The organism is Pseudomonas rhizozeae, from assembly GCF_031583775.1.
Lineage (GTDB): Bacteria > Pseudomonadota > Gammaproteobacteria > Pseudomonadales > Pseudomonadaceae > Aquipseudomonas.
Map to the genome: position 1 here is coordinate 1 of NZ_JAVLSB010000024.1, position 21230 is coordinate 21230.

Sequence of the window (21230 nt, forward strand, 5' to 3'; positions counted from 1 at the left end):
ATTTCAGCCATCACCAGAGAAATGGATATGTACACCTGCACAATCTCCAGCGCCTAAACCATAGTCATCGCTGGCAAGCCAGCTCCCACAGGTTTTTGTAGTGTTCAGCACTTTCAGGTTTATCGCCGATCATTGTGGGAGCGAGCCTGCTCGCGAAGGCGTCAGGTCAGTCAGCATTAATTTTACTTGTGCTGACCTCTTCGTCGGAACGCCGCCCGGAGCCGGCTCGCTCCCACAGTCGTTATGCGCCTATCTGAAGGTAACTGGCTGCAGCCCAGGCACTTTTGTGGCCTACTCAACCCCGCCACTCACCCGACCGAGGCTTGAGCATCGTGATCATTTCATCCGCTTCCGATTATCGCGAAGCAGCACGTCGCAAACTCCCGCGTTTTCTCTTTGACTACATCGATGGCGGCGCCTACGCCGAGCATACGCTGCGAGCCAACAGCGCCGACCTGCGCGACGTCAGCCTGCGCCAGCGCATCCTGAAAAACGTCGAAAGCCTGAGCCTGGAAACCACCCTGTTCGAGCAACCATTGGCCATGCCGATCGTGCTGGCGCCGGTGGGGCTGACCGGTATGTTCGCCCGTCGCGGCGAAGTGCAAGCGGCCAAGGCGGCGGAGAACAAGGGCATTCCGTTGTGCCTGTCGACGGTGTCGGTGTGCTCGATCGAGGAAGTCGCGTCGCAAACCGCGCAATCGATCTGGTTTCAACTCTACGTATTGAAAGACCGCGGCTTCATGCGTAACGCCCTGGAGCGGGCGCAGGCGGCCGGGGTACGCAATTTGGTGTTCACCGTCGACATGCCGACCCCCGGCGCGCGTTATCGCGATGCGCACTCGGGCATGTCCGGCCCTTACGCCTCGTCGCGGCGCATGCTGCAAGCCATCGGCCGGCCGGAATGGGCGTTCGACGTCGGCCTGATGGGCAAACCCCACGACCTCGGCAATATCTCCAAGTACCTCGGCAAAGCAGTAGGCCTGGAAGACTACATCGGCTGGCTGGCGAACAATTTCGACGCGTCGATCAGTTGGGCCGACCTGGAATGGATTCGCGAATTCTGGAAAGGCCCGATGATCATCAAGGGCATCCTTGACCCGCAGGACGCCAAGGACGCGGTGAGTTTCGGCGCCGACGGCATCATTGTCTCCAACCACGGCGGCCGGCAGTTGGACGGCGTGCTGTCGACCACTAAAGCGCTGCCGCCGATCATGCAGGCGGTGGGCAATGACCTGACGGTACTGGTGGATTCAGGGATTCGTTCCGGGCTGGACGTAGTGCGCATGCTGGCGCTGGGTGCCAAAGGCGTTCTGCTCGGCCGCGCGATGGCTTATGCACTGGCGGCTGACGGCCAGCGCGGGGTGGAAAACATGCTGGACATCTTCGCCAAGGAAATGCGCGTGGCCATGACCCTGACCGGCGTCACCTCCATCGAGCAAATTGACGAATCGACCCTGGTGCAAGCGGTGCAAGCATTGCGCGAAAGCCCTCAGGCATCGGCGCTGAGCACTTCGAACGTCACCTGATCGGGGTAGAACGCCACGTAGTCCTTGATCTGCTCCACCGAGAGCTTGGGGCTTTCGTAGGTCCACACCGCGTTAGCCCCTTCGTGCCCTGGAATCTGCAGGCTGAAATAGTTCGCGTCGCCCTTGTAAGGGCAATAGCTGGTGTGATCGGTACGGGCGTAATACTGCTCGGCGATGTCACCGCGCGGCACGTAATACACCGGCGGGTAATTGGCCTCCTCCAGCACCAGCGCCTTCTTGGTCGACGCCACTTGGATGCCGTGGAATTTCACCAGCAGACAACCGGGCAGCGGATTGATTTTGATGACGCGGTGAGCAGGGACTTTCATGGTGGGGCAACCTCTCCAGGCATCAGGCGAATGCCGTCGGGCATCGAGCCACGACGGCACAACTTCAGGTTGGAAGGTATAGCGCAAAGCCCGCCCAGTCGGCGGCAGCCCGTCCGAAAGTAGCGGTCTCAACCGTCCGTTGAACGGGTCAGCGCTTCCCACTCGGCAATGTTTTTCAACTGTGCCTCCAGACCTTCGCGCACCAGTTGCAACGCATCGCTGCCGAGCAACAGGTGCGCTGGTGGCGCGGCGCTGTCGATCAAGGTCAGCATGGCCCTCGCCGCTTTCACCGGGTCACCCAGTTGCTTGCCGCTCTTGGCCTGACGGGCAGCGCGCACCGGATCGAACGAGGCGTCATAGTCGGCGATGCTGCGCTCCGAACGGCGCATTGAGCGCCCCGCCCAATCGGTTCGAAATGAGCCCGGCGCTACAGCCGTAACGTGGATGCCGAACGGCTTGAGTTCCTTGCTCAAGGTGTCGGAAATGCCTTCCAGGGCAAACTTGCTGCCACAGTAGTACGCAATGCCGGGCATGGTGATGTGGCCGCCCATCGAGGTGATGTTGATGATGTGCCCGGCGCGGCGCTCGCGCATGAACGGCACAAACGCCTTGGTCACCGCCACCGCGCCGAACACATTGACCTCGAACTGCTGGCGCATCTCTTCCAGTGGCGACTCTTCGAACACACCCTCATGACCGTAGCCTGCGTTATTCACCAGCACATCCACCGGGCCGAGGCTGCTTTCAACCTCGGCGACCACCGCATCGAGGGTGGCGAAATCCGTGACATCCAGCACCCGCGCAAAGGCATTGGCCTGCTGCTCGAACGCAGCGCGGGCGGCTTCACTGCGCACGGTGCCGATGACCCGGTGCCCAGCGGCCAGTGCTTCATTGGCCAGAGCCTGGCCGAAGCCGCTGCTGACGCCGGTGATAAACAACGTTTTATGGGTGTTCATACGGTTGACTCCAGTGATTGTTCAGTGAGGTTCATCCTAGGCGCCGGAGGTGTTTGGCAGAACGCCGGTTCGTGTCAAACCTTTGCCTATTTCTATGAGTCGATTGATTTGTGCAGTTAAGACGCGCAGATTCGAGACCTGTGAGATCAGGCAGGACCACGCCATGCGCGATTCAGCATTAGCTCAAAACGATTGCCAGCGGCAGATGATTGCGCTGCTGGGCAGACTGGCCCCGAACGAAGGCTACAACCTGACAGCGCTGGACGGTGTACGGCTGTTGCGCTCGAACCGCGCGCTGACCCGCACCCCGGTGCTTTACGATCCGGGGATCGTCATCGTCTGCCAGGGCCGCAAGCGTGGGTACTGGGGCGATCAGATGTACCTCTACGACGCCCAGCATTACCTGGCGGTCGCGGTGCCGGTGCCTTTCACCATGGAAACCGACGCCAGCGCCGAGGAACCGCTGCTGGCGCTGTACTTTCACCTGGACTTCAACCTCGCTGCCGAACTGCTGCTGCAACTCGAGGAACGGGATCACAGCGAACCCGCCGAACCCAAAGGACTGTACGCATCGCCCATGGACCCGGCGCTGAGCCAATCAGTGCTGCGCCTGCTCGAAGCCCTTGAGGCACCGCTCGACGCGCACATCCTCGGGCCGGCGCTGGTGCGGGAAATCTATTTCCGCATCCTCACTGGCGCCCAGGGCGGCTCGTTGCGTGCAGCGCTCAACGCACGAGGCCAGTTCGGGCGCATCTCAAAGGCCTTGCGCCGTATCCACAGCCGCCTCGGCGAGCGCTTGGACGTCGAGCATCTGGCCAGTGAAGCCAACATGAGCGTGCCGAGTTTCCATAGCCACTTCAAAGCGGTCACCCAGACCTCGCCGATGCAATACCTCAAATCCACACGCCTGCACCAGGCGCGACTGCTGATGGTGCGCAATGGCTACAGTGTCGCGGTGGCCGCCTCGCAGGTCGGCTATGAAAGCGGCTCGCAATTCAGCCGCGAGTTCAAGCGCCTGTTCGGGCGCACGCCCAGCGACGAAGTGGCGCGGATGAAAGCGGCGTTCGCCCTGCCGCCGCCGGTGGCGGGCGCGGTATTTGTGGCGTCGCATTGAGCATCAGGCTACCGGCGCAATCCGCCGCAACGTTTTAAGCTGTACATCCATACAGATAAAGATTGCCCGAACGTTCATCTGCGGCCATTCTGTGCACCTTCCAGACCTTGATCAACGATGGTGGTTATGCGGCTGTACCTCTGTGAGAAACCTTCCCAGGCCAAAGACATTGCGGCGGTGCTCGGCGCCAAGCGCCGGGGCGACGGTTGCTGGCTGGGCACGGGGGTCACCGTCACTTGGTGCATCGGCCATCTGCTGGAAACCGCCCCGCCGGATGCCTACGACGCCAAGTACAAGCGCTGGGTACTGGCGGATCTGCCGATCATCCCCGACAAGTGGAAGATGACCGTCAAACCGCGCACCGCCAGCCAGTACAAAGCGGTCAAGCGTCTGCTGGGCGAAGCCAGTGAATTGGTGATCGCCACCGACGCCGACCGTGAAGGCGAAATGATTGCCCGCGAGCTGGTGGAGCATTGTCGTTATCGCGGGCCGATCCAGCGCCTGTGGCTGTCGGCGCTGGACGATGCGTCGATCCGCAAGGCCCTTGCCGCGCTCAAGCCCGGCGCCGAGACCTTCAGCCTTTATCATTCCGCGCTGGGCCGCTCACGGGCGGACTGGTTGATCGGCATGAACATGAGCCGCTTGTTCACCCTGCTTGGCCGCCAGTCTGGGTACCAAGGCGTGCTGCCGGTGGGCCGGGTGCAGACGCCGACGCTGCGGCTGGTGGTGGATCGCGACCGCAGCATCACCGATTTCGTGCCTGTGGCGTATTGGGCAATCGACGTGCAACTGCTGCACGACGGCACCGCGTTCACCGCGCAATGGCGTGCGCCCTCGGACGCTTGCGACGATCAGGACCGCTGCCTCAGCCAGCCGCTGGCCCAGGCCGCAGCGCAGGACTTGCTGAGCGTCAGCCATGCGCGGGTGATCAAGCTGCGCACCGAACGCTTGCGCGAAGTCGCGCCCTTGCCTTTCGATCTAGGCACTCTGCAGGAAGTCTGTTCGAAGAAACTTGGGCTCGGCGCCCAGGAAACCCTGGACATCGCCCAGGCGCTGTATGAAACCTACAAAGTCATCACCTACCCGCGCAGTGATTGCGGCTACCTGCCCCTGAGCCAGCACAGCGAGGCGCCGGGGATTTTGGCTGCGTTGCGTCAGGCCGACCCGTCGCTGAATGCGCTGCAGGATCATCTCGAACCGGCGCGCCGCTCCCGGGCCTGGAACGACGCCAAGGTCAGCGCGCACCACGGCATCATCCCCACGGCGGCGGCGAACAATCTCGGCAAACTGGCCGGTAAGCAACGGGCGGTCTACACCCTGATTCGCGCCCGTTACCTGGCGCAATTCCTGCCCAATCATGAGTACGACCGCACCCAGGCGGACTTCGACTGCGCCGGCCAGGCGTTGCGGGCGGTGGGCAAACAAATCATCGAACCCGGCTGGAAACGTGCGTTACCCGAAGCCCTCGCCCCGGCCAAGGGGCGCGAAGCCCCGGCGCCGCAACCTTTGCCGGCGCTGGCGCAGGGCCTCGACTGCGCGGTGGCTGATGTCAGGCTCAAAGACCTGTGGACCCAACCGCCCAAGCCGTTCACCGAAGGCGATCTGATCAAGGCGATGAAAAACGTCGCCAAACTGGTGGAAGATCCACTGCTCAAGCAGAAGCTCAAGGACACCACCGGCATTGGCACCGAGGCCACCCGTGCGTCGATCATCCAGGGTCTGCTCGATCGCGGTTACCTGGTGAAAAACGGCAAGGCCCTGGCGGCGACGCCGGCCGCGTTCAGCCTGATCGACGCGGTGCCGCGGGCCATCGCCGATCCGGGCACCACGGCCATCTGGGAACAGGCACTGGACATGGTGCAGAGCGGCGAGATGAGCCTGGAAGAATTCGTCACAAAGCAAGCGGCGTGGATGAGCAAACAGGTGGCCCGTTGCGCTGGGCTCAGCCTGACCATCAGCGGCCCGGCCAGCCCGGCCGGACGCGGCGCCACGCCGTGGAAGAACAAGCGCAAGTCCACCAAGCGTAAACCGTCGACTGCCGGCAAAACCGCAGCGAAACGTCCGCAGTCCAGCACGTCATGAATGCCAAAGGCACTTCATTCATGCGCGGATGGTCTAGTGTTCTTCACGACCCGACACACACCGACTGACTGAATAGGTTTTCGACCATGATCATCGTGCACCACCTGAACAACTCCCGCTCCCAACGCATCCTGTGGCTGCTCGAAGAACTGAGCATTCCTTATGAGCTGAAACGCTACCAGCGCGACCCGAAAACCAACCTTGCGCCGCCGGAACTGAAAGCCGTCAATGCCCTGGGCAAGTCGCCAGTGATCGAAGACGGCGCGACCAAGCTGATTGAGTCTGGCGCGATCATCGACTATTTGATTCGCCGCCATGGCGATGGTCGCCTGCAACCCGAGCCGTCCAGCGCGGACTACGACCAGTACGTGCAATGGCTGCATTTCGCCGAAGGCTCGGCCATGTTGCCGCTGCTGCTCAACCTGTATGTCGGGCGCCTGGGCGATGCCGGCGCGCCGCTGCAACCGCGGATCCAGTCGGAAATCGCCAACTACCTCGGATACCTCGACACCGCACTCAGTCAGGGCGATTACCTGCTCGGCAGCGAGTTCAGCGCGGCGGATATCCAGATGAGCTTCATCGGCGAAATCGCCCGGGCGCAAGGCAAAATCAGCAGCTACCCCAATGTGGCGGCCTGGGTCGAGCGTTTCCAGAAGCGCACCGCGTATCAGGCTGCGCTGAGGACCGGCGGCCAGTACGACTTCGCGCCGCACTGAATCCGCGCGCGGCTGATGCCGGCCATCACGCTGCACCCAGCCCAGCGCGACGATCAGGTGGTGCTCGACCACCTGATGCAGTTCTACCTGCACGACTTCAGCGAATGGCTGCCGCTGAGGCTGGGCGAGCAGGGTCTGTTCCGCATTCAGTCGCTGGACGATTACTGGCGCGATCCAGCGACCCAGGCGTTTCTGATCCGGGCCGATGGCGAGTTGGCGGGGTTTGTAGTGGTCGACGGCAACGTGCAACTGAGCGGTGCCGAGTACAACATCAGCTACTTCTTCATTGCCCGGCGCTTTCGGGGTCAAGGCGTCGGGCAGTCTGTCGTATCCACCCTCTTGAGTCGCTTGCCGGGCCAGTGGCAAATATTCCACCTCGACACCAATCTGCCCGCGCAACGCTTCTGGGCCGGGCTTCTGCCGCGTCTGACGCAAGGCGCGTTCACCCTGCATCAGCACCCGGTAGACGGACACGCCTGCACGTTCTACCGCTTCGCCAGCCCTCCGCTTAATGCCCAAATAGCTTTGTCCGACAATATGTAGTGCCAAAAAATAATCACTACATAAGCATTGACGCCTCCGATTTGCCCTTGCATGATGCAGACATCTCCCCGATCGGGAGTGCTGGCAACACGTTTGAGCAAGCTCGTCTGACCGCCGAGCTGTTTTCCCGGATACGCACTGCCCACAAGGCAGATTGAAGAAGCTGACCTGGCATGACAGTCCAGTACAAGGACGAGAAGCGCCGGCGACCAATCCTCAAGACGCTTGTGGCTGACCCTGAAAAGTCGCTGATGGTGTCCAGGAATTCGCTGCTTCTCCTCGTTGTGACGCTATTGCGTAGCAGTTATTCAACACGACTACATGCAACAGATGCGTGACCCCGCCGATTCTGGTGGCCGAGCGCTGACGTCCTGGTTTCGGTGCCAGGGATCAACTAACCGATGGGCTACATGTATTAGCGAACCAACTAGACAGATCACCAAATGGTCAAGGGGCTTACAATGAATCTGAACAATCAACCCACTATCGAAGAACTGGCTCGCATGTTCGCGGCGCAAAAAGACAGCCACGACAGCCACATCCTGTGGATCAGCAAATCCGGTGATGTGCACATCGACAGCCTGTCGCCACACGCCGGTGAGGACGAGTTCGAACAGAACCATCAGAACCTGCTGGCCCGCCTGAAGATGTACCGTCGCGGCCAGGGTTACGTCGGCAAGAAAGCCGCCGCCGACAGAGACTTCATCGGCCAGGTGCTGCAAACCCTGACCCAGGCCTGGGACTCGATGCAGAACCGCAACGAAGTTCGGGTGATTGATCGGCTTTACTAACTACCGCTAATTTAAACTTTCCCACCTCAAAGCCCTGCTCAAACATGAGCGGGGCTTTTTGTTTGTCCGCGCGAAACAAAACACGGCTATGGTTAGGGCAAGAACGTTCAACTCATACAGCCCTGGAGATGTGCGATGAAATCCACCTTCGCTTTCATGTTGCTGATGCCCTTGGCCGGCGCCGCGCTGGCGGACGGTGTGCCGTCTTTTGCCGTGGAGTGTCCGGGCAAGATCATGGCCATGGCCGACCAGGGCGGCCCGGTAATGATCAATAACAAAGAGGCCGAAACCAAAACCGTCAACGAGCGCTTCTTCGAAGCCAAGGGGTCGGGCATCACCCTGTCGATCAGCATTGGCGATGATGACGCCGTCTCGGTCAGCTACAACGGCGCCAAAGGGGCCCATGGCATCTGCGAGTCAGTCGACGATTGAGCCGCCCAGTAGCAGTTCGGTAAACGCCAGGGACGCGGCGCTGTGATAGTTGTTGCGCCGTCGCAGCAGTGCCGCGCCACGGCTGGGTGCCGGCCCGTGCAAACGCAGGCGATGCAAACCCCGCTCCTCCGTGGCGATCGGCTCCGGCAGGATGGTTGCCATCGCCGTGTGCCGCAGCACCTCCAGTAAGGTATTGACTGAATTGACCTCGATTCGCACCTGCGGGGTGATGCCTTCACGACGGAAATATTCATCGATGTTGCTGCGGGTGAAGAATCCCGGCGTCAGCAAAGCGAAATCCAGCTGCGCCACCTCCGCCGCCGATAGCAACGCTTGGCTGCCATACAAGGGATGTTCGCGGCCGACCATCAAACCCAAAGTCTCAGTGAACGCCGGGATGGTCTCGATCTCGGCATGGCTGACCGCCATGAACGCCACCGCTACGTCCAGCGAATCGTCCGCCAGCCCCGCTTCAATGTCGTCCATCGACAACTCGAACACTTCCAGATGGATCTTCGGATACCGCGCCGCGTAGTCGCGCACCAGCGGCCCGACCTGGTATGCGATAAAAGTCGGGGTCATGGCCAGGCGCAAGCGGCCGCGGGACAAGTCCTTGACGTCGTGCAACGCACGCTTGCCAGCATCCAGTTCGATCAGGACCCGACGGGCGCTTTCGATATAGGCCAGTCCCGCGTCAGTGGGCTGGACCGAACGCGAGGTGCGATCAAACAGCTCGACGCCGAGCGAGTCTTCCAGTTGGCGGATCTGCTGCGACAGGGTCGGCTGCGACACGTGCAGCGCTTGCGCGGCGCGGGTGAAACCGCCGTGATCGGCCACCGCCAACAGGTAACGCAAATGACGCAACAGCATGGACACCTCATCTATAGGCAACACTTATGCTTTGCATTGTATATAGGTCTTGGACGCTATGAGTCAATCGGCAGAAGATGAGCCCACACACAGCGACACACCCATCCAAACCGGAGAATCATCATGCAACAGTCCCACGCCTACAACGATGCCAGCCTGGCCCTGACCACTGAAGTCCTCGACGCCAAAGCACGCAAGAACCTGTCCTGGCAGGATCTGGCCGACGGCACCGGCCTCGGCCTGGCCTACGTCACTGCCGCCCTGCTTGGCCAACACCCGTTGCCGGAAAGCGCCGCCAAGGTAATCGGCGAAAAGCTTGAGCTGGACGCCGACTCGGTCGCCCGCCTGCAAATCATCCCGCTGCGCGGCAGCCTCTCGGGCGTGCCTACCGACCCGACCATTTACCGCTTCTACGAAATGATCCAGATCTACGGCACCACGCTCAAAGCCCTGGTTCATGAGCAGTTCGGCGACGGCATCATCAGCGCGATCAACTTCAAGCTTGACCTGAAAAAAGTCGAAGACCCGGAAGGCGGCTCCCGTGCCGTGATCACCCTCGACGGTAAATTCCTGCCGCTGCGCCCGTTCTGATCCACCCGGCGCGGCCGCTACCCGCGAGCCGCGCCCACTTCTGGAGGACTACCCCATGCAAGCCCTGATTGAAGGCATCCTGAAATTCCAGGCCGAAGCCTTTCCCGTACGCTCCGACCTGTTCAAACACCTGGCGACCACCCAGCACCCTGGCACGCTGTTCATCACCTGCTCCGACAGCCGCGTGGTCCCGGAACTGTTGACCCAGCAAGAACCCGGCGAGCTGTTCGTGATCCGCAATGCCGGCAACATCGTACCGTCCTACAGTCCGCATCCGGGCGGGGTTTCGGCGACGGTGGAGTATGCGGTGGCCGTGCTGGGCGTGACCGATATCGTGATTTGCGGGCATTCCGATTGCGGCGCAATGACGGCCATCGCCCAGTGCAAATGCCTCGATCACCTGCCCGCCGTCAGCGGCTGGTTGCAGCATTCAGAGTCGGCCAAGGTCATTAACGAGTCCCGTACTCACGCCAACGATGCCGCCAGACTCAGCTCGATGGTGCGCGAGAATGTCATCGCCCAACTGGCCAATATCCAGACCCACCCGAGCGTGCGCCTGGCCCAGGAAAAAGGCGCGTTGAACCTGCACGGCTGGGTCTATGACATTGAAACCGGCTCGGTCAACGCACTCGACTCGGACCAGCGCAGCTTCAAGTCGCTGGCCGAGCACCCACGGACCTGTGCGGTCCGGGGCAAAGCCGCCGAAGCGGCCTGAACCGGCGCCGCGCGGTCAGCCCAGATCGGGCGCGACCTGCGGCGTGGTGTACCAGGCGTTATCGGGGGTGGAAAAGCGCATCTTCTGGCGCACCACCGCGACGTTTTGCGCGCTGCTCAAGTGTTCGAGCAGGGTGAAGGCGACTTCGGTGGCAGTGCCAGGACCGCTGGACGTAATGATCCGGCCATCCACCACCACCGGGCGATCGACGAACACGGCGCCCTTCTCCACCAATTGCGCCCGGCGCACGCCACCGATCTGATGATAAGTGGTGGCTTGGCGGCCCTCCAACACGCCCGCCGCCGCCAGGCACACCGACGACACACACACGCTGGCAATCGGTTTATCGACCTTGACGAAATGGCGGATGGTATCGAGGAAGGGTTCGCTCAGTGCCTCTTCATAGAAGCCCGACGGTTCAAACCCGCCCGGCAGCGCCAAGGCGTCAAAGCTGTCGAGGTCCAGGTCGCGCAACTGAAACGCCGGGTTCAACGACAATCCGAAAGTCGTCGTGATCTGCGGGCGCAGTCCGGCGTTGATCAGTTCCAGGGGTTGGTCGCCAAGCAAGTTGGCCCAACCGAGCACGTCGGTAAATGCCGCCATTTCCAGCGGCTCGACACCGTTGGCCAATAACATCAGTACACGTTTCATGGGGTTTGCAGTTCCGCGTGGGGGGGTCGGTAAGGGGCGGCGCAACCCGAAGCTGCGCCCCCGTCACTGCCCATGTTCCGCGCAATAATGCGCAAAGGGAATGCCTGCGCCCTTTAATCAGTTATTTCACCGGCTGAAATAGCGGCGTCCCGGTTTGTATCACACTGTAGCAATCGGCCTTCCAGACACAATTCCATGCATTGGCGCCGCTTCCAGACACATGCCCGATACAGGCTGGCATTGATACTGATCGCACTTGGCAAGCGCTCAACACCGCACTTGTCCGCGCTACGTTTAGCCCTAAGCCCTTCCCCAAAGCAGAGAAAGGAACGCCCCATGAAGAAGTTGTTTACCGGTCTCGCCCTCGCCGCCGCCATGACCAGCGCCACTGCCGCTTTCGCCGCGCCGGTCAAACCCACCATCGTGCTGGTGCACGGTGCGTTCGCCGATGCCAGTAGCTGGAATGGCGTGGTGAAGATTCTGGAGAAGGATGGCTACCCGGTGATCGCCGCCGCCAACCCGCTGCGCAGCGTCAAAGGTGATGCGCAGTCGATCGGCGATCTGGTGTCGAGCATCAAGTCGCCGGTGGTCCTGGTCGGCCACTCCTACGGGGGCCCGGTGATCAGTGAGGCCGGTTACGGCAAGGCTAACGTCAAGGCGCTGGTATACGTGGCAGCGTTCGCCCCGGAAGCCGGCGAAACCGCCGCCGGCCTGTCGGGCAAGTTCCCCGGCAGCACCCTCGGCCCAACGCTCGCACCGCCGGTGCCATTGGCCGATGGCAGCAAGGATCTGTACATCCAGCAAGACAAATTCCATGACCAATTCGCCGCTGATGTGTCGAACGCCGACGCCAAACTGATGGCCGCGACCCAGCGTCCAGTCACCGATGTCGCACTGAACGAAGGTGCCACCGAGCCAGCATGGAAAACCATTCCGTCGTGGTTCGTCTATGGCGACAAGGACAAGAACATCCCGCCGCAAGCCTTGTCGTTCATGGCTGAGCGCGCCAAGTCCAAGCAGACTGTGGTGGTCAAGGGCGGCTCCCACGTGGTGATGGTGTCCAACCCGAAAGTGGTCGCCAGCCTGATCGAGGCGGCAGCCAACGCCAAGTAAGTCACCTGCTTCACAGCAACGGCGGCCCTGGAAACAGGGTCGCCGTTTTGCCGCTCACAGGCCTTTGACGGCGGTGTCGGCATCCTCGATCTGTTTGAAGATCCGCAGGCAATTCGCCTGGAACACCTTGCCTTCTTCGGTCAGGCACACGCGTCGGGTACTGCGCAGCAGCAATCGGGTGCCCAGGCGCTCCTCCAGTTGCGTTACGGCACGGGTCACACTGGCCGGTGAAATACCCAGGCGTCGGGCGGCCACTGCAAAACTACCGGCCTCGGCAACTGCCAAAAACACCTGCATGTCACGAAATCGGTTCACGGGTCGGGCCTGATCAATCAAATAGGCACCCATGATCGCTCCCCACTCCCGCGCATAGAATCATCGGTTTCCACAATCGGTTATTTCACTTGAAGCAATGATCTACGCGACCTGATGGCAGCAGTACCTCCGATTGTTGCCGAAAGTGAAATGGCAGATTGTCAGTCACGCTGATTCTGGTGCGTCGGTGTTCCATGGATCATTCACCTCATTGGCCGGGCATCCATCGCCCGGTTCACTCAAGGAGAACTGCCCATGTCACTCGTCTTGCGCTTGAAGCTGTTGCTGTTGTCATTGTTCCTCAGCGCCGGTACCGCCCTGGCTGATGCCCCGGCGCCCTCGGCAAAAATGGCCTACCGGCAGATCCAAGTCGACGGCGTGAACATTGCCTATCGCGAAATCGGTGACATCAACGCACCCGCCGTGCTGTTGTTGCACGGCGTCCCCAGTTCGTCGCGGATGTATGAAGGCTTGATGCAGCAACTGGGCAACCGCTACCACCTGATCGCCCCTGACTACCCCGGTTTTGGCAACAGCGAGGCGCCAGACCCGAGCCGGTTCGTTTACACCTTTGAGCACTATGCGCAGTTGATGGCGCACTTCACCGACGCGGTGGGCATCAAGCAGTACACCCTGGTGATGCAGGATTACGGCGCGCCAGTCGGCATGCGCCTGGCCATAGCCCGTCCGCAAGCGGTGCGCGCCATGGTGTTCCAGAATGGCAACGTCTACAGCGAGGGCCTGGGCAAGATGTGGGAAAGTCGCAAAGCGTTCTGGACCGATCGCGCCGCCAACGAAGCCAAAGCCATGGCCGCACACCTGTCGTTGGAAGTCACCCGCATGCGCCACATCGGCAGCGACCCCGACGTAACCGCCTACAACCCCGACCTCTGGCAGGACGAAGTGGCCTACCTCAACCGCCCCGGTATCGGGCCGATCCAGATGGAGCTGATCTTCGACTACCAGAACAACCTCGCCGCCTACCCGGCCTGGCAGCAATGGCTGCGCGCCCACCAATTGCCGACCCTGGTGATCTGGGGCAAACACGACCTGGCCTTCATCCCGGCCGGCGCTGAAGCCTTCAAGCGCGACCTGCCCAAGGCACAGGTCGAGATCCTGGATGCCGGGCACTTTGCGATGGATACGCGGCTGGATGAGATGGCTGGACTGACTCGAGGGTTTCTTGATGCGCAGTGATTCCAAGCCGCGACGCTAATCTATGTGGCGAGGGAGCTTGCTCCCGCTGGCTTGCGCAGCAAGCCCGATACCAGGCGACCCGGTTCATCAGTGAAATCGAGGGCACAGGCTTTGGGGTGGCTTCGCCACCCAGCGGGAGCAAGCTCCCTCGCCACAAACAGCCAGTGCACGACGATAAGGGCCTTGAAATCAGCGCTTTACCGTCAAATCAATCTGGGTCATCCGGCTGCGCAAGGTGAACACCCCATCCCCGGACAAAATCGCACTGCGGGCGAACAACCGTCCGCTCTCCCAGTTCGAAAGCCCCAGCTCAGGCTTGTTCAGCGCGTATTGGCCATCGACCCAACGGGTGAAGCCGTCACCCACGAACGGCGCATTCACCGCGTTGTAAAACCGCGCTTGCACCTGCGGATCATCGCTGAGCAGCGACACGGTGAACTGCGGGCTGTAGCGGTTGAACAGGCTGATCGCGCTGTCCAGGTCGTCGACGATGTGCAGGCTGACTTCCGGGGTTTCTTCCCATTCCCACTCCTTGCCGAGCTGATCCTGCGCCAGGGTTTCGGCCATGGCTTCGGTCTGGTAGCCCTCGGCGCGGGCGACCTGCACGCTGGCATCCAGCCAATCCTTGGGCAACCAGTGCTGATCGCCGTCGACGATGTGCAACTTGCAGCCCTGGCCTCGAGCCTGGCCGGCCTGTTGCAGGGCGTCGAGGAACAGCGGCACCAATTCGGCGGCGCGCTCGCGGTGGATCAGGCACACATTAAGGGTGTTGCAGACTTTGCGGTCCAGCGAGCGCGGCACCACGGCAGCGAACCGCGCGGCGTCGGCGTCCTTGTCGGCGATCAACCAGGCGCCGCCGGTGCCGTGCAGGCTGACGGCGGTGCCGGCCTGCTGGGCGATGCTGCCCAATTGGCTGACCGCTTGCCCCGAACCGCGCGCCACCGCCAACGACAATCGACGGTCGGCGAACATCGCCCAACCGGCGGCATGGTTGACGCTCTCCACCAATGACACCGCGCCGGCCGGCAGCCCGGCATCCGCCAGCGCCGGGTTCAGCGCATGGCTGACGATCGCCTGCGCGGTGCCCAAGGCATCGCTGCCGATCCGCAGCACCGCGGTGTTGCCAGTACGCAATACACCGGCGGCATCGGCGAACACGTTGGGCCGACCTTCGAAGACGAACGCGACCACGCCCAACGGCGACACCACTTGCTCAACCTTCCAGCCCTCGTGCTCGACGCTGCTGATCACCTGGCCACGGGTCGGCGGCGCGTCCCGCCAGGCACGCAGGCCGGCAATCATGTCCCGGCGCATGCGCTCATCGGCGAGCAGCCGGGTGGTGGATCGCCCGCGCGCCTTGGCCCGTTCGATATCTGCCTGGTTAGCGGCCTCAATCAAGGCCCAGGCTTCGGGGTTTTCCAGGCGCTGGGCAAAGCGGTCGAAGAACTCGCTGATCGCCGCGTCACTGACAACGGCCAGCGCCGCGAAGGCCTGTTCGGCGCGCTCGATCGCCAGCGACGCCGCCTGTTGATCAGCCACCGGAATCAGCAGCAAGGCACCGCTGACCTGCTCGACCAACAGGTGATCGCCGGGCTGAAAACGCGCCGCCAGTTCGGGGCTGACCACGGTGACACGGTTGCCAGCGAATGGAATGGGCGTACCAGCGACTAGACGTTCGAGCGCAAGAGACATGAAGCAATTTCACCGTAGAAGGAGCGGCCGGAAAATGTAGCGCAAAAGCGCCCAAGCGTCATCCGCCAAGGTTTGTACAGAACTGTGTCTGCCCCGGCCACAGACACACGAGCATGCAATGCGCCGCCGCCGCGACACACCCCAAACACACCTGCTTGAAAAACTTCAGTGGTCTGCCGGTCCCGTCCTTTAGCCCGACCCGCGACCATTTGAGGACTCTTCCATGCCTGACCACCTGCCACTGCGAGGTCATCACTGTGCCAATACGTGATGACGAACTTCAACGCCTGAAAAAACTGTACAGCGTCCCGCAGCGGATACCGGCCAGCGCCGGGCAAATCGATATCCTCGAACGCGGGCACCGGCACACCCACCGCGACGGCCCCCTGAGCCTGGAATGCTGGACTTTCGGCCACGGTCGGCGAGTGGTGCTCGCCCACGGCTGGAACAGTCGCGGCTCGCACCTGGCGCACTGGGTCGAGCCGCTGCTTGGCGCCGGGTTCTCGGTGACCCTGTACGACGCCCCGGCCCACGGCACTTCACCGGGCGAAGCGTCGAGCGTGATCCACATGGGCCGCGCGTTACTTTCGCTGTGCCAGGCGATTCAACCGGTGTACGCGGTGATCGGCCATTCCGCCGGCTCGGCAGCAATCCTCTGGGCGTTGAACAACGGCCTGAGCCTCGACGCCAGCGTCCACCTCGGCGGCCCCGCCTCGCTCGGCCCGATGCTTCGCAGCTTCCTGCGCACGCAGCAGGCCAGTCCCGAGCTGGCTGTGGCATTCATGGAATGGGTCGAAACCTTCATCGGACAGCCCATCAGCGAAGCCAACCTCGGCAACCTGCGCCACGGCCTGCTGCATCCGGCGCTGATCATCCACGACCTCGACGACCCCGTGGTGCCTTACGCCGACGCCGACGCCCTGCATCGCAACTGGCCGTTCTCGGAAATCATCCAGGTTCGCGAACTGGGTAACTCCCGCATCCTGCGCGATCCAGCGGTGATGCGGCGCGCGGTGGAATTTGTCTGGGAACATGCCGGCGGGCCGATGGCTTGAGCGGAGCATCGATAAGATTGGACCCGGTGGCGAGGGAGCTTGCTCCCGCTGGCTTGCGCAGCAAGCCCTATACCAGGCGAACCGGTTCATCAGTGGAATCGAGGGCACAGGTTTTGGGGCGGCTTCGCCACCCAGCGGGAGCAAGCTCCCTCGCCACAAGGGGTTGAGGCGTATCTGATGGTGATGGGTTGGCAGTCAGACCGTCATCGCTGGCAAGCCAGCTCCCACAGTTAACGTGGACATCCATAACACCGGCGTACACCCATCAGGTCGAGTGTCAGCTCGCCGCGCTTTTGATTTTGATCCACCCGCCCCGTCGGGAGGCTGAGTGAAGGTGTTTATCCGGGGATTGGCGCGCAGCGCCGTTCGACGCAGTCGAACTCATCGCATGTAGGTGCCAGCGAAGCCAACCGGAGGGCGATGCCCCCGGATGAATGCCGGAGCGAAGGGATCCCGAGCCTACGCGAGGGGCCGGACGTCAGGGGCGAGCCTTTTGGGTTACCTTTTTGCTGGGCCGGCACACCGGCGTTTGAAAAAGGTGACTCGCTGTAAGAGCGAAACCCTAAGCAGCCGTTACCGCAGCAACGGATATGTACACCAACCAAATCCATGACCCAACCCGAAGCCTTCGCGAGCAGGCTCGCTCCCACAACCGTTCGCGAGCACATCAGCCCCTAATGCACCACCCGATGCAACCGCCGCGCCAGCGCATCCAGCGTAAACCCCAACACCCCAATCAACACCACCATCGCCATCAACTCCGAATACGCCAACCGATCCCTCGTATCCAGAATGAAATACCCCAACCCCGCACTCACCCCGAGCATCTCGCAGGGCACCAGCACGATCCACAGAATCCCGATCGCCAGGCGCACGCCGGTCAACACATGGCCGAGAACCCCGGGCAAGATCACCCGGCGCAAGGTCTCCCAACGGGTCGCGCTCAGGCTGCGGCTCAGTTGCAGCCAGCGCGGGTCGAGTTGGCGCACGCCGGCCACGGTGTTGAGCAGGATCGGCCACACCGCCGCAAACGCCAGCAGAAAATAGATCGGCCGATCACCCACCCCCATCAGCATCACCACCACCGGCATCCAGGACAGCGGCGAGATCATCCGCAAAAACTGAAACGCCGGGGTGGTCGCCGCTTCCAGATGCCGATAGCTGCCGATCAACAGCCCCAGGGGCACGCCAATCAGCAGCGCCAGCGACAGCCCCACCAGAATCCGCTGCAGGCTGACCGCGATGTGTTCGTACACCTCTGCGCGACCGAGCAGTTCCACCAGACTCAGCAGCGTCGCTTGCGGGGAAAAACGCGCGGACAAGCCTTCGACGCTGCCAAACAGGCGAATGCCCAGCCACCACAGCAGCAACAGGCTCGCCAGCCCGGCGAGGCCCAAGGCCCAGTGCAGCGCCGATGAATGCAGGTCAGAAGCAACACGTCGAACCATCAGAGACTGAACTCCTCTTGCCGCTCGAAGCTGTCCGGCAAGCCGAACGCCTTGAGCCCGCCGACCGATTCAACGGCCTTGCGCACGAAGCGATCGTCCACCAGATCGGCCGCGGTCTGGAGCGGGTCGAGGCCGGCGAGAAAGCCCTTGTCGCCTTCGATCAAAGTGTCCTTGAGACGCTTGACCAGCTCTTCGGTGTAGCTCGGGAACGGGTACGGCTGGAAGTCGATGCGGTGCTCGTCCCAATCGCTGTGCTGGATCGCCCCGCTCTTCAGGTATTCACCGCGCGCGCTGGGGTCCGGCAACAACACGCGGTTAAGCACGTCAAGGGTGTGTGGCGTGTAGCGGTTGGCGCCCTCCTTCGAGAGCAATTTGGCGGCGTCGGCGCGGTTGTCGCGAGTCCAGAGTTGCGCCTTGACGATCGCGTTGACCACCTTCTGCGACCACTCCGGCCGGTTGTTCAAATCGTTCTCGTGCATGAACACCGTGCAGCACGCGTGGTTGCGCCAGACGTCACCAGTAAAGCGCTGCACCCGGCCGACCTTGAGCTGCTCGGCCAAGGCGTTGAACGGCTCGGCGACGATGTAGCCGGCGATGCGTTGGCTGGCCAGGGCGGGCGGCATATCGGACGGTGGCAGCACCAGCAGGTTGACTTCATTGGGCGCCAGCGTCGCGTTGCTGGCCTTGCTCACCGGTTGCAGGGCGTTGTCGCGCAGTAACTGCTGCAGCACCACGTTATGGATCGAATACCAGAACGGAATCGCGATCGACTGGCCGCCCAGTTGCTTAACCTCGTTGATGCCTGGCGCAACGGTCAGGCCTGAGCCACCGACATGGTTCCAGGCCACGACTTTCGCCGGCACTTTGCTGCCGTATCGCGCCCACACCGTCATCGGCGACAGCAAGTGAATCACGTTGACCTGCCCGGAGATAAACGCCTCGATCACCTGCGCCCAACTGCGCAGCAGCACCGGGCGCTCGGACTGGATGCCCTCGGCCTCGAACAGGCCATTGTTGTGCGCCACCAGCAACGGCGTGGCGTCGGTGATCGGCAGGTAACCGATGCGTACGGGCGCGTTGGGCTCCGACGCGGCACGGGCGTTCAGGCTGGTGAGCAGCGGCATGGCCCCGGCAGCGGTCAGCAACGCACTGAGTTTGAGAAAGTCACGACGAGTGTGAGTGAAGTCGTCCAGGCACATAGGGGTTCTCCGGGGAATCGGGCAAGGGTTGAGGGTCAGGAGTGCGGCTCGCCCGCCGAAGGGTTTTGAGAATCTCGATGCGTAAGGCGCCCAGTTCCTCGACCAGCTCGGCACGCGGCTGAGGCAAGTCGATGCGCCACTCGCCAAGGGTCCGCGCCGGGCTGTTGCCCAGTAGCAGAATCCGCTCGGAGAGCAGCAGGGCTTCGTCAATGTCATGGGTGATCAACACTGCGGCGGTGTTGTGCTCTCGGATGACTTTGAGCAACAGCGCCTGCATGTCGGCGCGGGTCACTTCGTCCAGCGCGCCGAACGGCTCGTCGAGCAGCAACACTTGCGGCTGGCGCGCCAGGCAGCGCGCCAGTGCGGTGCGTTGCGCCATGCCGCCGGACAGTTGCGCCGGGTATTGCTCGCGAGCGTGCTGCAGGCCCACGGCGTCGATCGCGTGATCGATCCGCGCCTTGCGCTGCGCCACGCTCAACGTTGGCTGGCGGGCGAAATCGAGGCCGAACGCGACGTTTTTTTCCAGGCTCAACCACGGCAACAGGCTCGGGTCCTGAAACGCCACGGCCACTCGTGGATGCGGACCGTCGAGGGCTTCGCCGAGCAAGCTAACCTGCCCCTGATGCGGCACCTGCAAGCCGGCCAAGACCCGCAGCAAACTGGATTTGCCGACGCCACTGGGGCCGAGGATAGACACCACCTCGCCCGGTTGCAGTTGCAGGTCAAAGCCTTCCAGGACCGCTTGCCAACCTTGCGCGCGGGGGTAGCCGAGCGCGATCTGCCGCGCCTCCAGCACAGGCCGGCTCATGCGGCGGCGTCCCGGGCCTGGCGCTGCAATTCGGCGCGCAACTGCACCAGGCTCGGGGTGACGATCGGCACGAACGCCGACTCGCGCCAGCGCCGGGCGAATCCAGCACCGTGGCTGCACAGATAGGCCTTGCCGCCACTGGCTTGCAACTCCAGTTGCACCGCTTGCGCGGCGGCCTCGGCCAAGGCGATGCGCAACTGGAAGAGCTCGGCCGGTTGCGTGCGAAAACGCCCGTCGAGCACACCGCTTTTCAACGCCTGCACCGCGTGCTCCAGTTGCTCGCGCTGCTCGTGCAGCGGTTCGCTGAGGATCGAGCGGGTGTCGTGCAAATGCCCTTGGACTTCATTCAGGGCACGCCGGGCCAGGCCAATGGCCAAGCCGCATTGCAAACCGAGGAACGCCGGGCGCACCGCTGGCAGAAAAGCCTTGGCATCCTCGTGCAACAACCAGTCGCCGGGCACCTCGACCTGCACCAGGTCCAGTGCCGCCGTGTTGCTCGATTGCAAGCCCATCAACTGCAGATCCGCCGAGCGTTGCACGCCGGGCAGGCGGTCGGGAATCGCCAGCACAAACGGCGCCCCGCCCGCCTCGCGCTCAATCGCCGCAGCGACCACAAATCCGCTCTTGCGCAGGTTCGTGACCCAATGCAGCCGGCCGTTCAGGCGCCAGCCATCGCCATTGGCCTGGGCGCCGACTTGCAGCGACTCGATGCCCGAGAGGAATTTCATCGCGTTCGACAACCCGGTGGCGCCGGCCAGTTCACCGCTGAGCAACGAGGGCAACAACTGTTCGCGCAACGCCATGTTGGGGCTCTGCAGCAGGTATTCGATAAAGGCGCGCTGGCCCCAAAACACAAACGCCGCGGCCAGGGAATGGCTGGCGACGGCGGCAATCGCCTCGATGGCGTCGGCCACGCTGCCGCCACTGCCCCCCGACTCACCATCGACACCGACGCGCAGCACGTCAGCGCTGGCCAGCTTCGTCAGCACGGCCTCAGCGTCGCACTGGCCCAGGTCCAGCGCCTCGGCCTGGGTGTCGAGCCACTGAGTCAAAGCTCGGTTCAACATGCTTTACCTCCTGTCAACGC

General features: G+C 62.5%; 22 protein-coding genes. 12 read left to right on the forward strand and 10 right to left on the reverse strand.

The annotated features are described in order from the left end of the window. Window positions 1-332: 332 nt before the first annotated feature. Window positions 333-1526, forward strand: coding sequence for an FMN-dependent L-lactate dehydrogenase LldD (gene lldD, locus RG836_RS07730; RefSeq protein ID WP_310844525.1), 1194 nt, complete (start codon window positions 333-335; stop codon window positions 1524-1526). Here lldD and RG836_RS07735 read toward each other — a convergent pair. Both RG836_RS07735 and RG836_RS07740 read right to left on the reverse strand, forming a co-directional pair. Further along, window positions 1490-1855, reverse strand: a complete 366-nt coding sequence (locus tag RG836_RS07735; RefSeq protein ID WP_310844527.1) for a DUF427 domain-containing protein — start codon at window positions 1853-1855, stop codon at window positions 1490-1492. The two genes, lldD and RG836_RS07735, sit on opposite strands and share 37 nt — an antisense overlap. A gap of 128 nt (window positions 1856-1983) precedes the next feature. Then, window positions 1984-2811: an oxidoreductase gene (locus RG836_RS07740; protein ID WP_310844529.1), complete on the reverse strand. Its 828-nt coding sequence runs from the start codon at window positions 2809-2811 to the stop codon at window positions 1984-1986. A 163-nt stretch (window positions 2812-2974) separates the two neighbouring features. Between RG836_RS07740 and RG836_RS07745 the strand changes: the two genes are divergently transcribed. The 6 genes from RG836_RS07745 (at window position 2975) to RG836_RS07770 (ending at window position 8489) form a co-directional block, all read left to right on the forward strand. Beyond that, complete coding sequence (locus RG836_RS07745; RefSeq protein WP_310844532.1) at window positions 2975-3925, forward strand: AraC family transcriptional regulator; 951 nt, start codon at window positions 2975-2977, stop codon at window positions 3923-3925. A 126-nt stretch (window positions 3926-4051) separates the two neighbouring features. Then, a complete protein-coding gene (locus RG836_RS07750; RefSeq protein WP_310844534.1) occupies window positions 4052-6007 on the forward strand; it encodes a DNA topoisomerase III in 1956 nt (651 codons plus the stop codon). 86 nt (window positions 6008-6093) lie between these two features. Next, window positions 6094-6723, forward strand: a complete 630-nt coding sequence (locus RG836_RS07755) for a glutathione S-transferase family protein (RefSeq protein WP_310844536.1) — start codon at window positions 6094-6096, stop codon at window positions 6721-6723. Between the two features lie 15 nt (window positions 6724-6738). Beyond that, window positions 6739-7266 (forward strand): GNAT family N-acetyltransferase, encoded by a 528-nt coding sequence (locus RG836_RS07760; protein ID WP_310844537.1) that lies wholly within the window; start codon window positions 6739-6741, stop codon window positions 7264-7266. A gap of 461 nt (window positions 7267-7727) precedes the next feature. Further along, window positions 7728-8057, forward strand: coding sequence for a hypothetical protein (locus RG836_RS07765; protein WP_310844539.1), 330 nt, complete (start codon window positions 7728-7730; stop codon window positions 8055-8057). A gap of 135 nt (window positions 8058-8192) precedes the next feature. Continuing rightward, a complete protein-coding gene (locus tag RG836_RS07770; protein ID WP_310844541.1) occupies window positions 8193-8489 on the forward strand; it encodes a hypothetical protein in 297 nt (98 codons plus the stop codon). Here RG836_RS07770 and cynR read toward each other — a convergent pair. Beyond that, window positions 8475-9359, reverse strand: coding sequence for a transcriptional regulator CynR (gene cynR, locus RG836_RS07775; protein ID WP_310844542.1), 885 nt, complete (start codon window positions 9357-9359; stop codon window positions 8475-8477). The two genes, RG836_RS07770 and cynR, sit on opposite strands and share 15 nt — an antisense overlap. 123 nt (window positions 9360-9482) lie before the next feature. Between cynR and cynS the strand changes: the two genes are divergently transcribed. Together cynS and RG836_RS07785 are read left to right on the forward strand one after the other, a co-directional pair. Further along, window positions 9483-9950 (forward strand): cyanase, encoded by a 468-nt coding sequence (gene cynS / locus RG836_RS07780; RefSeq protein WP_310844544.1) that lies wholly within the window; start codon window positions 9483-9485, stop codon window positions 9948-9950. A 55-nt stretch (window positions 9951-10005) separates the two neighbouring features. Then, window positions 10006-10665 (forward strand): carbonic anhydrase, encoded by a 660-nt coding sequence (locus RG836_RS07785; RefSeq protein WP_310844546.1) that lies wholly within the window; start codon window positions 10006-10008, stop codon window positions 10663-10665. A gap of 15 nt (window positions 10666-10680) precedes the next feature. On the opposite strand, the gene RG836_RS07790 is transcribed toward RG836_RS07785, so the two are convergent. Next, the gene (locus RG836_RS07790; RefSeq protein WP_310844548.1) at window positions 10681-11316 is read right to left on the reverse strand and encodes a DJ-1/PfpI family protein; all 636 of its coding nucleotides are present in this window, start codon (window positions 11314-11316) and stop codon (window positions 10681-10683) included. 336 nt (window positions 11317-11652) lie between these two features. Here RG836_RS07790 and RG836_RS07795 point away from each other — a divergent pair, with 336 nt between their 5' ends. Next, the gene (locus RG836_RS07795) at window positions 11653-12429 is read left to right on the forward strand and encodes an alpha/beta fold hydrolase (RefSeq protein ID WP_310844549.1); all 777 of its coding nucleotides are present in this window, start codon (window positions 11653-11655) and stop codon (window positions 12427-12429) included. Window positions 12430-12483: 54 nt separating this feature from the next. Here RG836_RS07795 and RG836_RS07800 read toward each other — a convergent pair whose 3' ends face one another. Continuing rightward, window positions 12484-12744 carry a LysR family transcriptional regulator gene (locus RG836_RS07800; RefSeq protein ID WP_310844550.1) on the reverse strand — a complete coding sequence of 87 codons (261 nt, stop codon included), beginning with the start codon at window positions 12742-12744 and terminating at the stop codon, window positions 12484-12486. 255 nt (window positions 12745-12999) lie between these two features. Here RG836_RS07800 and RG836_RS07805 point away from each other — a divergent pair, with 255 nt between their 5' ends. Further along, window positions 13000-13941, forward strand: a complete 942-nt coding sequence (locus tag RG836_RS07805; protein WP_310844551.1) for an alpha/beta fold hydrolase — start codon at window positions 13000-13002, stop codon at window positions 13939-13941. 189 nt (window positions 13942-14130) lie between these two features. On the opposite strand, the gene RG836_RS07810 is transcribed toward RG836_RS07805, so the two are convergent. Next, window positions 14131-15633 carry an aldehyde dehydrogenase family protein gene (locus RG836_RS07810; RefSeq protein WP_310844552.1) on the reverse strand — a complete coding sequence of 501 codons (1503 nt, stop codon included), beginning with the start codon at window positions 15631-15633 and terminating at the stop codon, window positions 14131-14133. Window positions 15634-15890: 257 nt separating this feature from the next. Here RG836_RS07810 and RG836_RS07815 point away from each other — a divergent pair, with 257 nt between their 5' ends. Beyond that, window positions 15891-16688 carry an alpha/beta hydrolase gene (locus RG836_RS07815; protein WP_310844554.1) on the forward strand — a complete coding sequence of 266 codons (798 nt, stop codon included), beginning with the start codon at window positions 15891-15893 and terminating at the stop codon, window positions 16686-16688. 674 nt (window positions 16689-17362) lie between these two features. Here RG836_RS07815 and RG836_RS07820 read toward each other — a convergent pair. From RG836_RS07820 to RG836_RS07835, 4 genes are read right to left on the reverse strand one after another with little or no spacing between them, the layout of a single operon-like run. Continuing rightward, window positions 17363-18136: an ABC transporter permease gene (locus tag RG836_RS07820; protein WP_310844556.1), complete on the reverse strand. Its 774-nt coding sequence runs from the start codon at window positions 18134-18136 to the stop codon at window positions 17363-17365. Continuing rightward, complete coding sequence (locus tag RG836_RS07825) at window positions 18136-19335, reverse strand: ABC transporter substrate-binding protein (RefSeq protein ID WP_310844557.1); 1200 nt, start codon at window positions 19333-19335, stop codon at window positions 18136-18138. Before RG836_RS07825 ends, RG836_RS07820 begins: the two co-directional genes overlap by 1 nt. Then, window positions 19301-20143, reverse strand: a complete 843-nt coding sequence (locus RG836_RS07830) for an ABC transporter ATP-binding protein (RefSeq protein ID WP_310844558.1) — start codon at window positions 20141-20143, stop codon at window positions 19301-19303. The genes RG836_RS07825 and RG836_RS07830 overlap by 35 nt, the downstream gene beginning before the upstream one ends. Beyond that, complete coding sequence (locus RG836_RS07835) at window positions 20140-21210, reverse strand: acyl-CoA dehydrogenase family protein (RefSeq protein WP_310844559.1); 1071 nt, start codon at window positions 21208-21210, stop codon at window positions 20140-20142. The genes RG836_RS07830 and RG836_RS07835 overlap by 4 nt, the downstream gene beginning before the upstream one ends. Window positions 21211-21230 lie beyond the last annotated feature (20 nt).

Coding starts and splice junctions, on each gene's coding strand:
- RG836_RS07735 (WP_310844527.1), bottom strand. CDS start 1,855: ATGAAAGTCCCTGCTCACCGCGTCATCAAAATCAATCCGCTGCCCGGT.
- RG836_RS07740 (WP_310844529.1), bottom strand. CDS start 2,811: ATGAACACCCATAAAACGTTGTTTATCACCGGCGTCAGCAGCGGCTTC.
- RG836_RS07745 (WP_310844532.1), top strand. CDS start 2,975: ATGCGCGATTCAGCATTAGCTCAAAACGATTGCCAGCGGCAGATGATT.
- RG836_RS07750 (WP_310844534.1), top strand. CDS start 4,052: ATGCGGCTGTACCTCTGTGAGAAACCTTCCCAGGCCAAAGACATTGCG.
- RG836_RS07755 (WP_310844536.1), top strand. CDS start 6,094: ATGATCATCGTGCACCACCTGAACAACTCCCGCTCCCAACGCATCCTG.
- RG836_RS07760 (WP_310844537.1), top strand. CDS start 6,739: ATGCCGGCCATCACGCTGCACCCAGCCCAGCGCGACGATCAGGTGGTG.
- RG836_RS07765 (WP_310844539.1), top strand. CDS start 7,728: ATGAATCTGAACAATCAACCCACTATCGAAGAACTGGCTCGCATGTTC.
- RG836_RS07770 (WP_310844541.1), top strand. CDS start 8,193: ATGAAATCCACCTTCGCTTTCATGTTGCTGATGCCCTTGGCCGGCGCC.
- cynR (WP_310844542.1), bottom strand. CDS start 9,359: ATGCTGTTGCGTCATTTGCGTTACCTGTTGGCGGTGGCCGATCACGGC.
- cynS (WP_310844544.1), top strand. CDS start 9,483: ATGCAACAGTCCCACGCCTACAACGATGCCAGCCTGGCCCTGACCACT.
- RG836_RS07785 (WP_310844546.1), top strand. CDS start 10,006: ATGCAAGCCCTGATTGAAGGCATCCTGAAATTCCAGGCCGAAGCCTTT.
- RG836_RS07790 (WP_310844548.1), bottom strand. CDS start 11,316: ATGAAACGTGTACTGATGTTATTGGCCAACGGTGTCGAGCCGCTGGAA.
- RG836_RS07795 (WP_310844549.1), top strand. CDS start 11,653: ATGAAGAAGTTGTTTACCGGTCTCGCCCTCGCCGCCGCCATGACCAGC.
- RG836_RS07805 (WP_310844551.1), top strand. CDS start 13,000: ATGTCACTCGTCTTGCGCTTGAAGCTGTTGCTGTTGTCATTGTTCCTC.
- RG836_RS07810 (WP_310844552.1), bottom strand. CDS start 15,633: ATGTCTCTTGCGCTCGAACGTCTAGTCGCTGGTACGCCCATTCCATTC.
- RG836_RS07820 (WP_310844556.1), bottom strand. CDS start 18,136: ATGGTTCGACGTGTTGCTTCTGACCTGCATTCATCGGCGCTGCACTGG.
- RG836_RS07825 (WP_310844557.1), bottom strand. CDS start 19,335: ATGTGCCTGGACGACTTCACTCACACTCGTCGTGACTTTCTCAAACTC.
- RG836_RS07830 (WP_310844558.1), bottom strand. CDS start 20,143: ATGAGCCGGCCTGTGCTGGAGGCGCGGCAGATCGCGCTCGGCTACCCC.
- RG836_RS07835 (WP_310844559.1), bottom strand. CDS start 21,210: ATGTTGAACCGAGCTTTGACTCAGTGGCTCGACACCCAGGCCGAGGCG.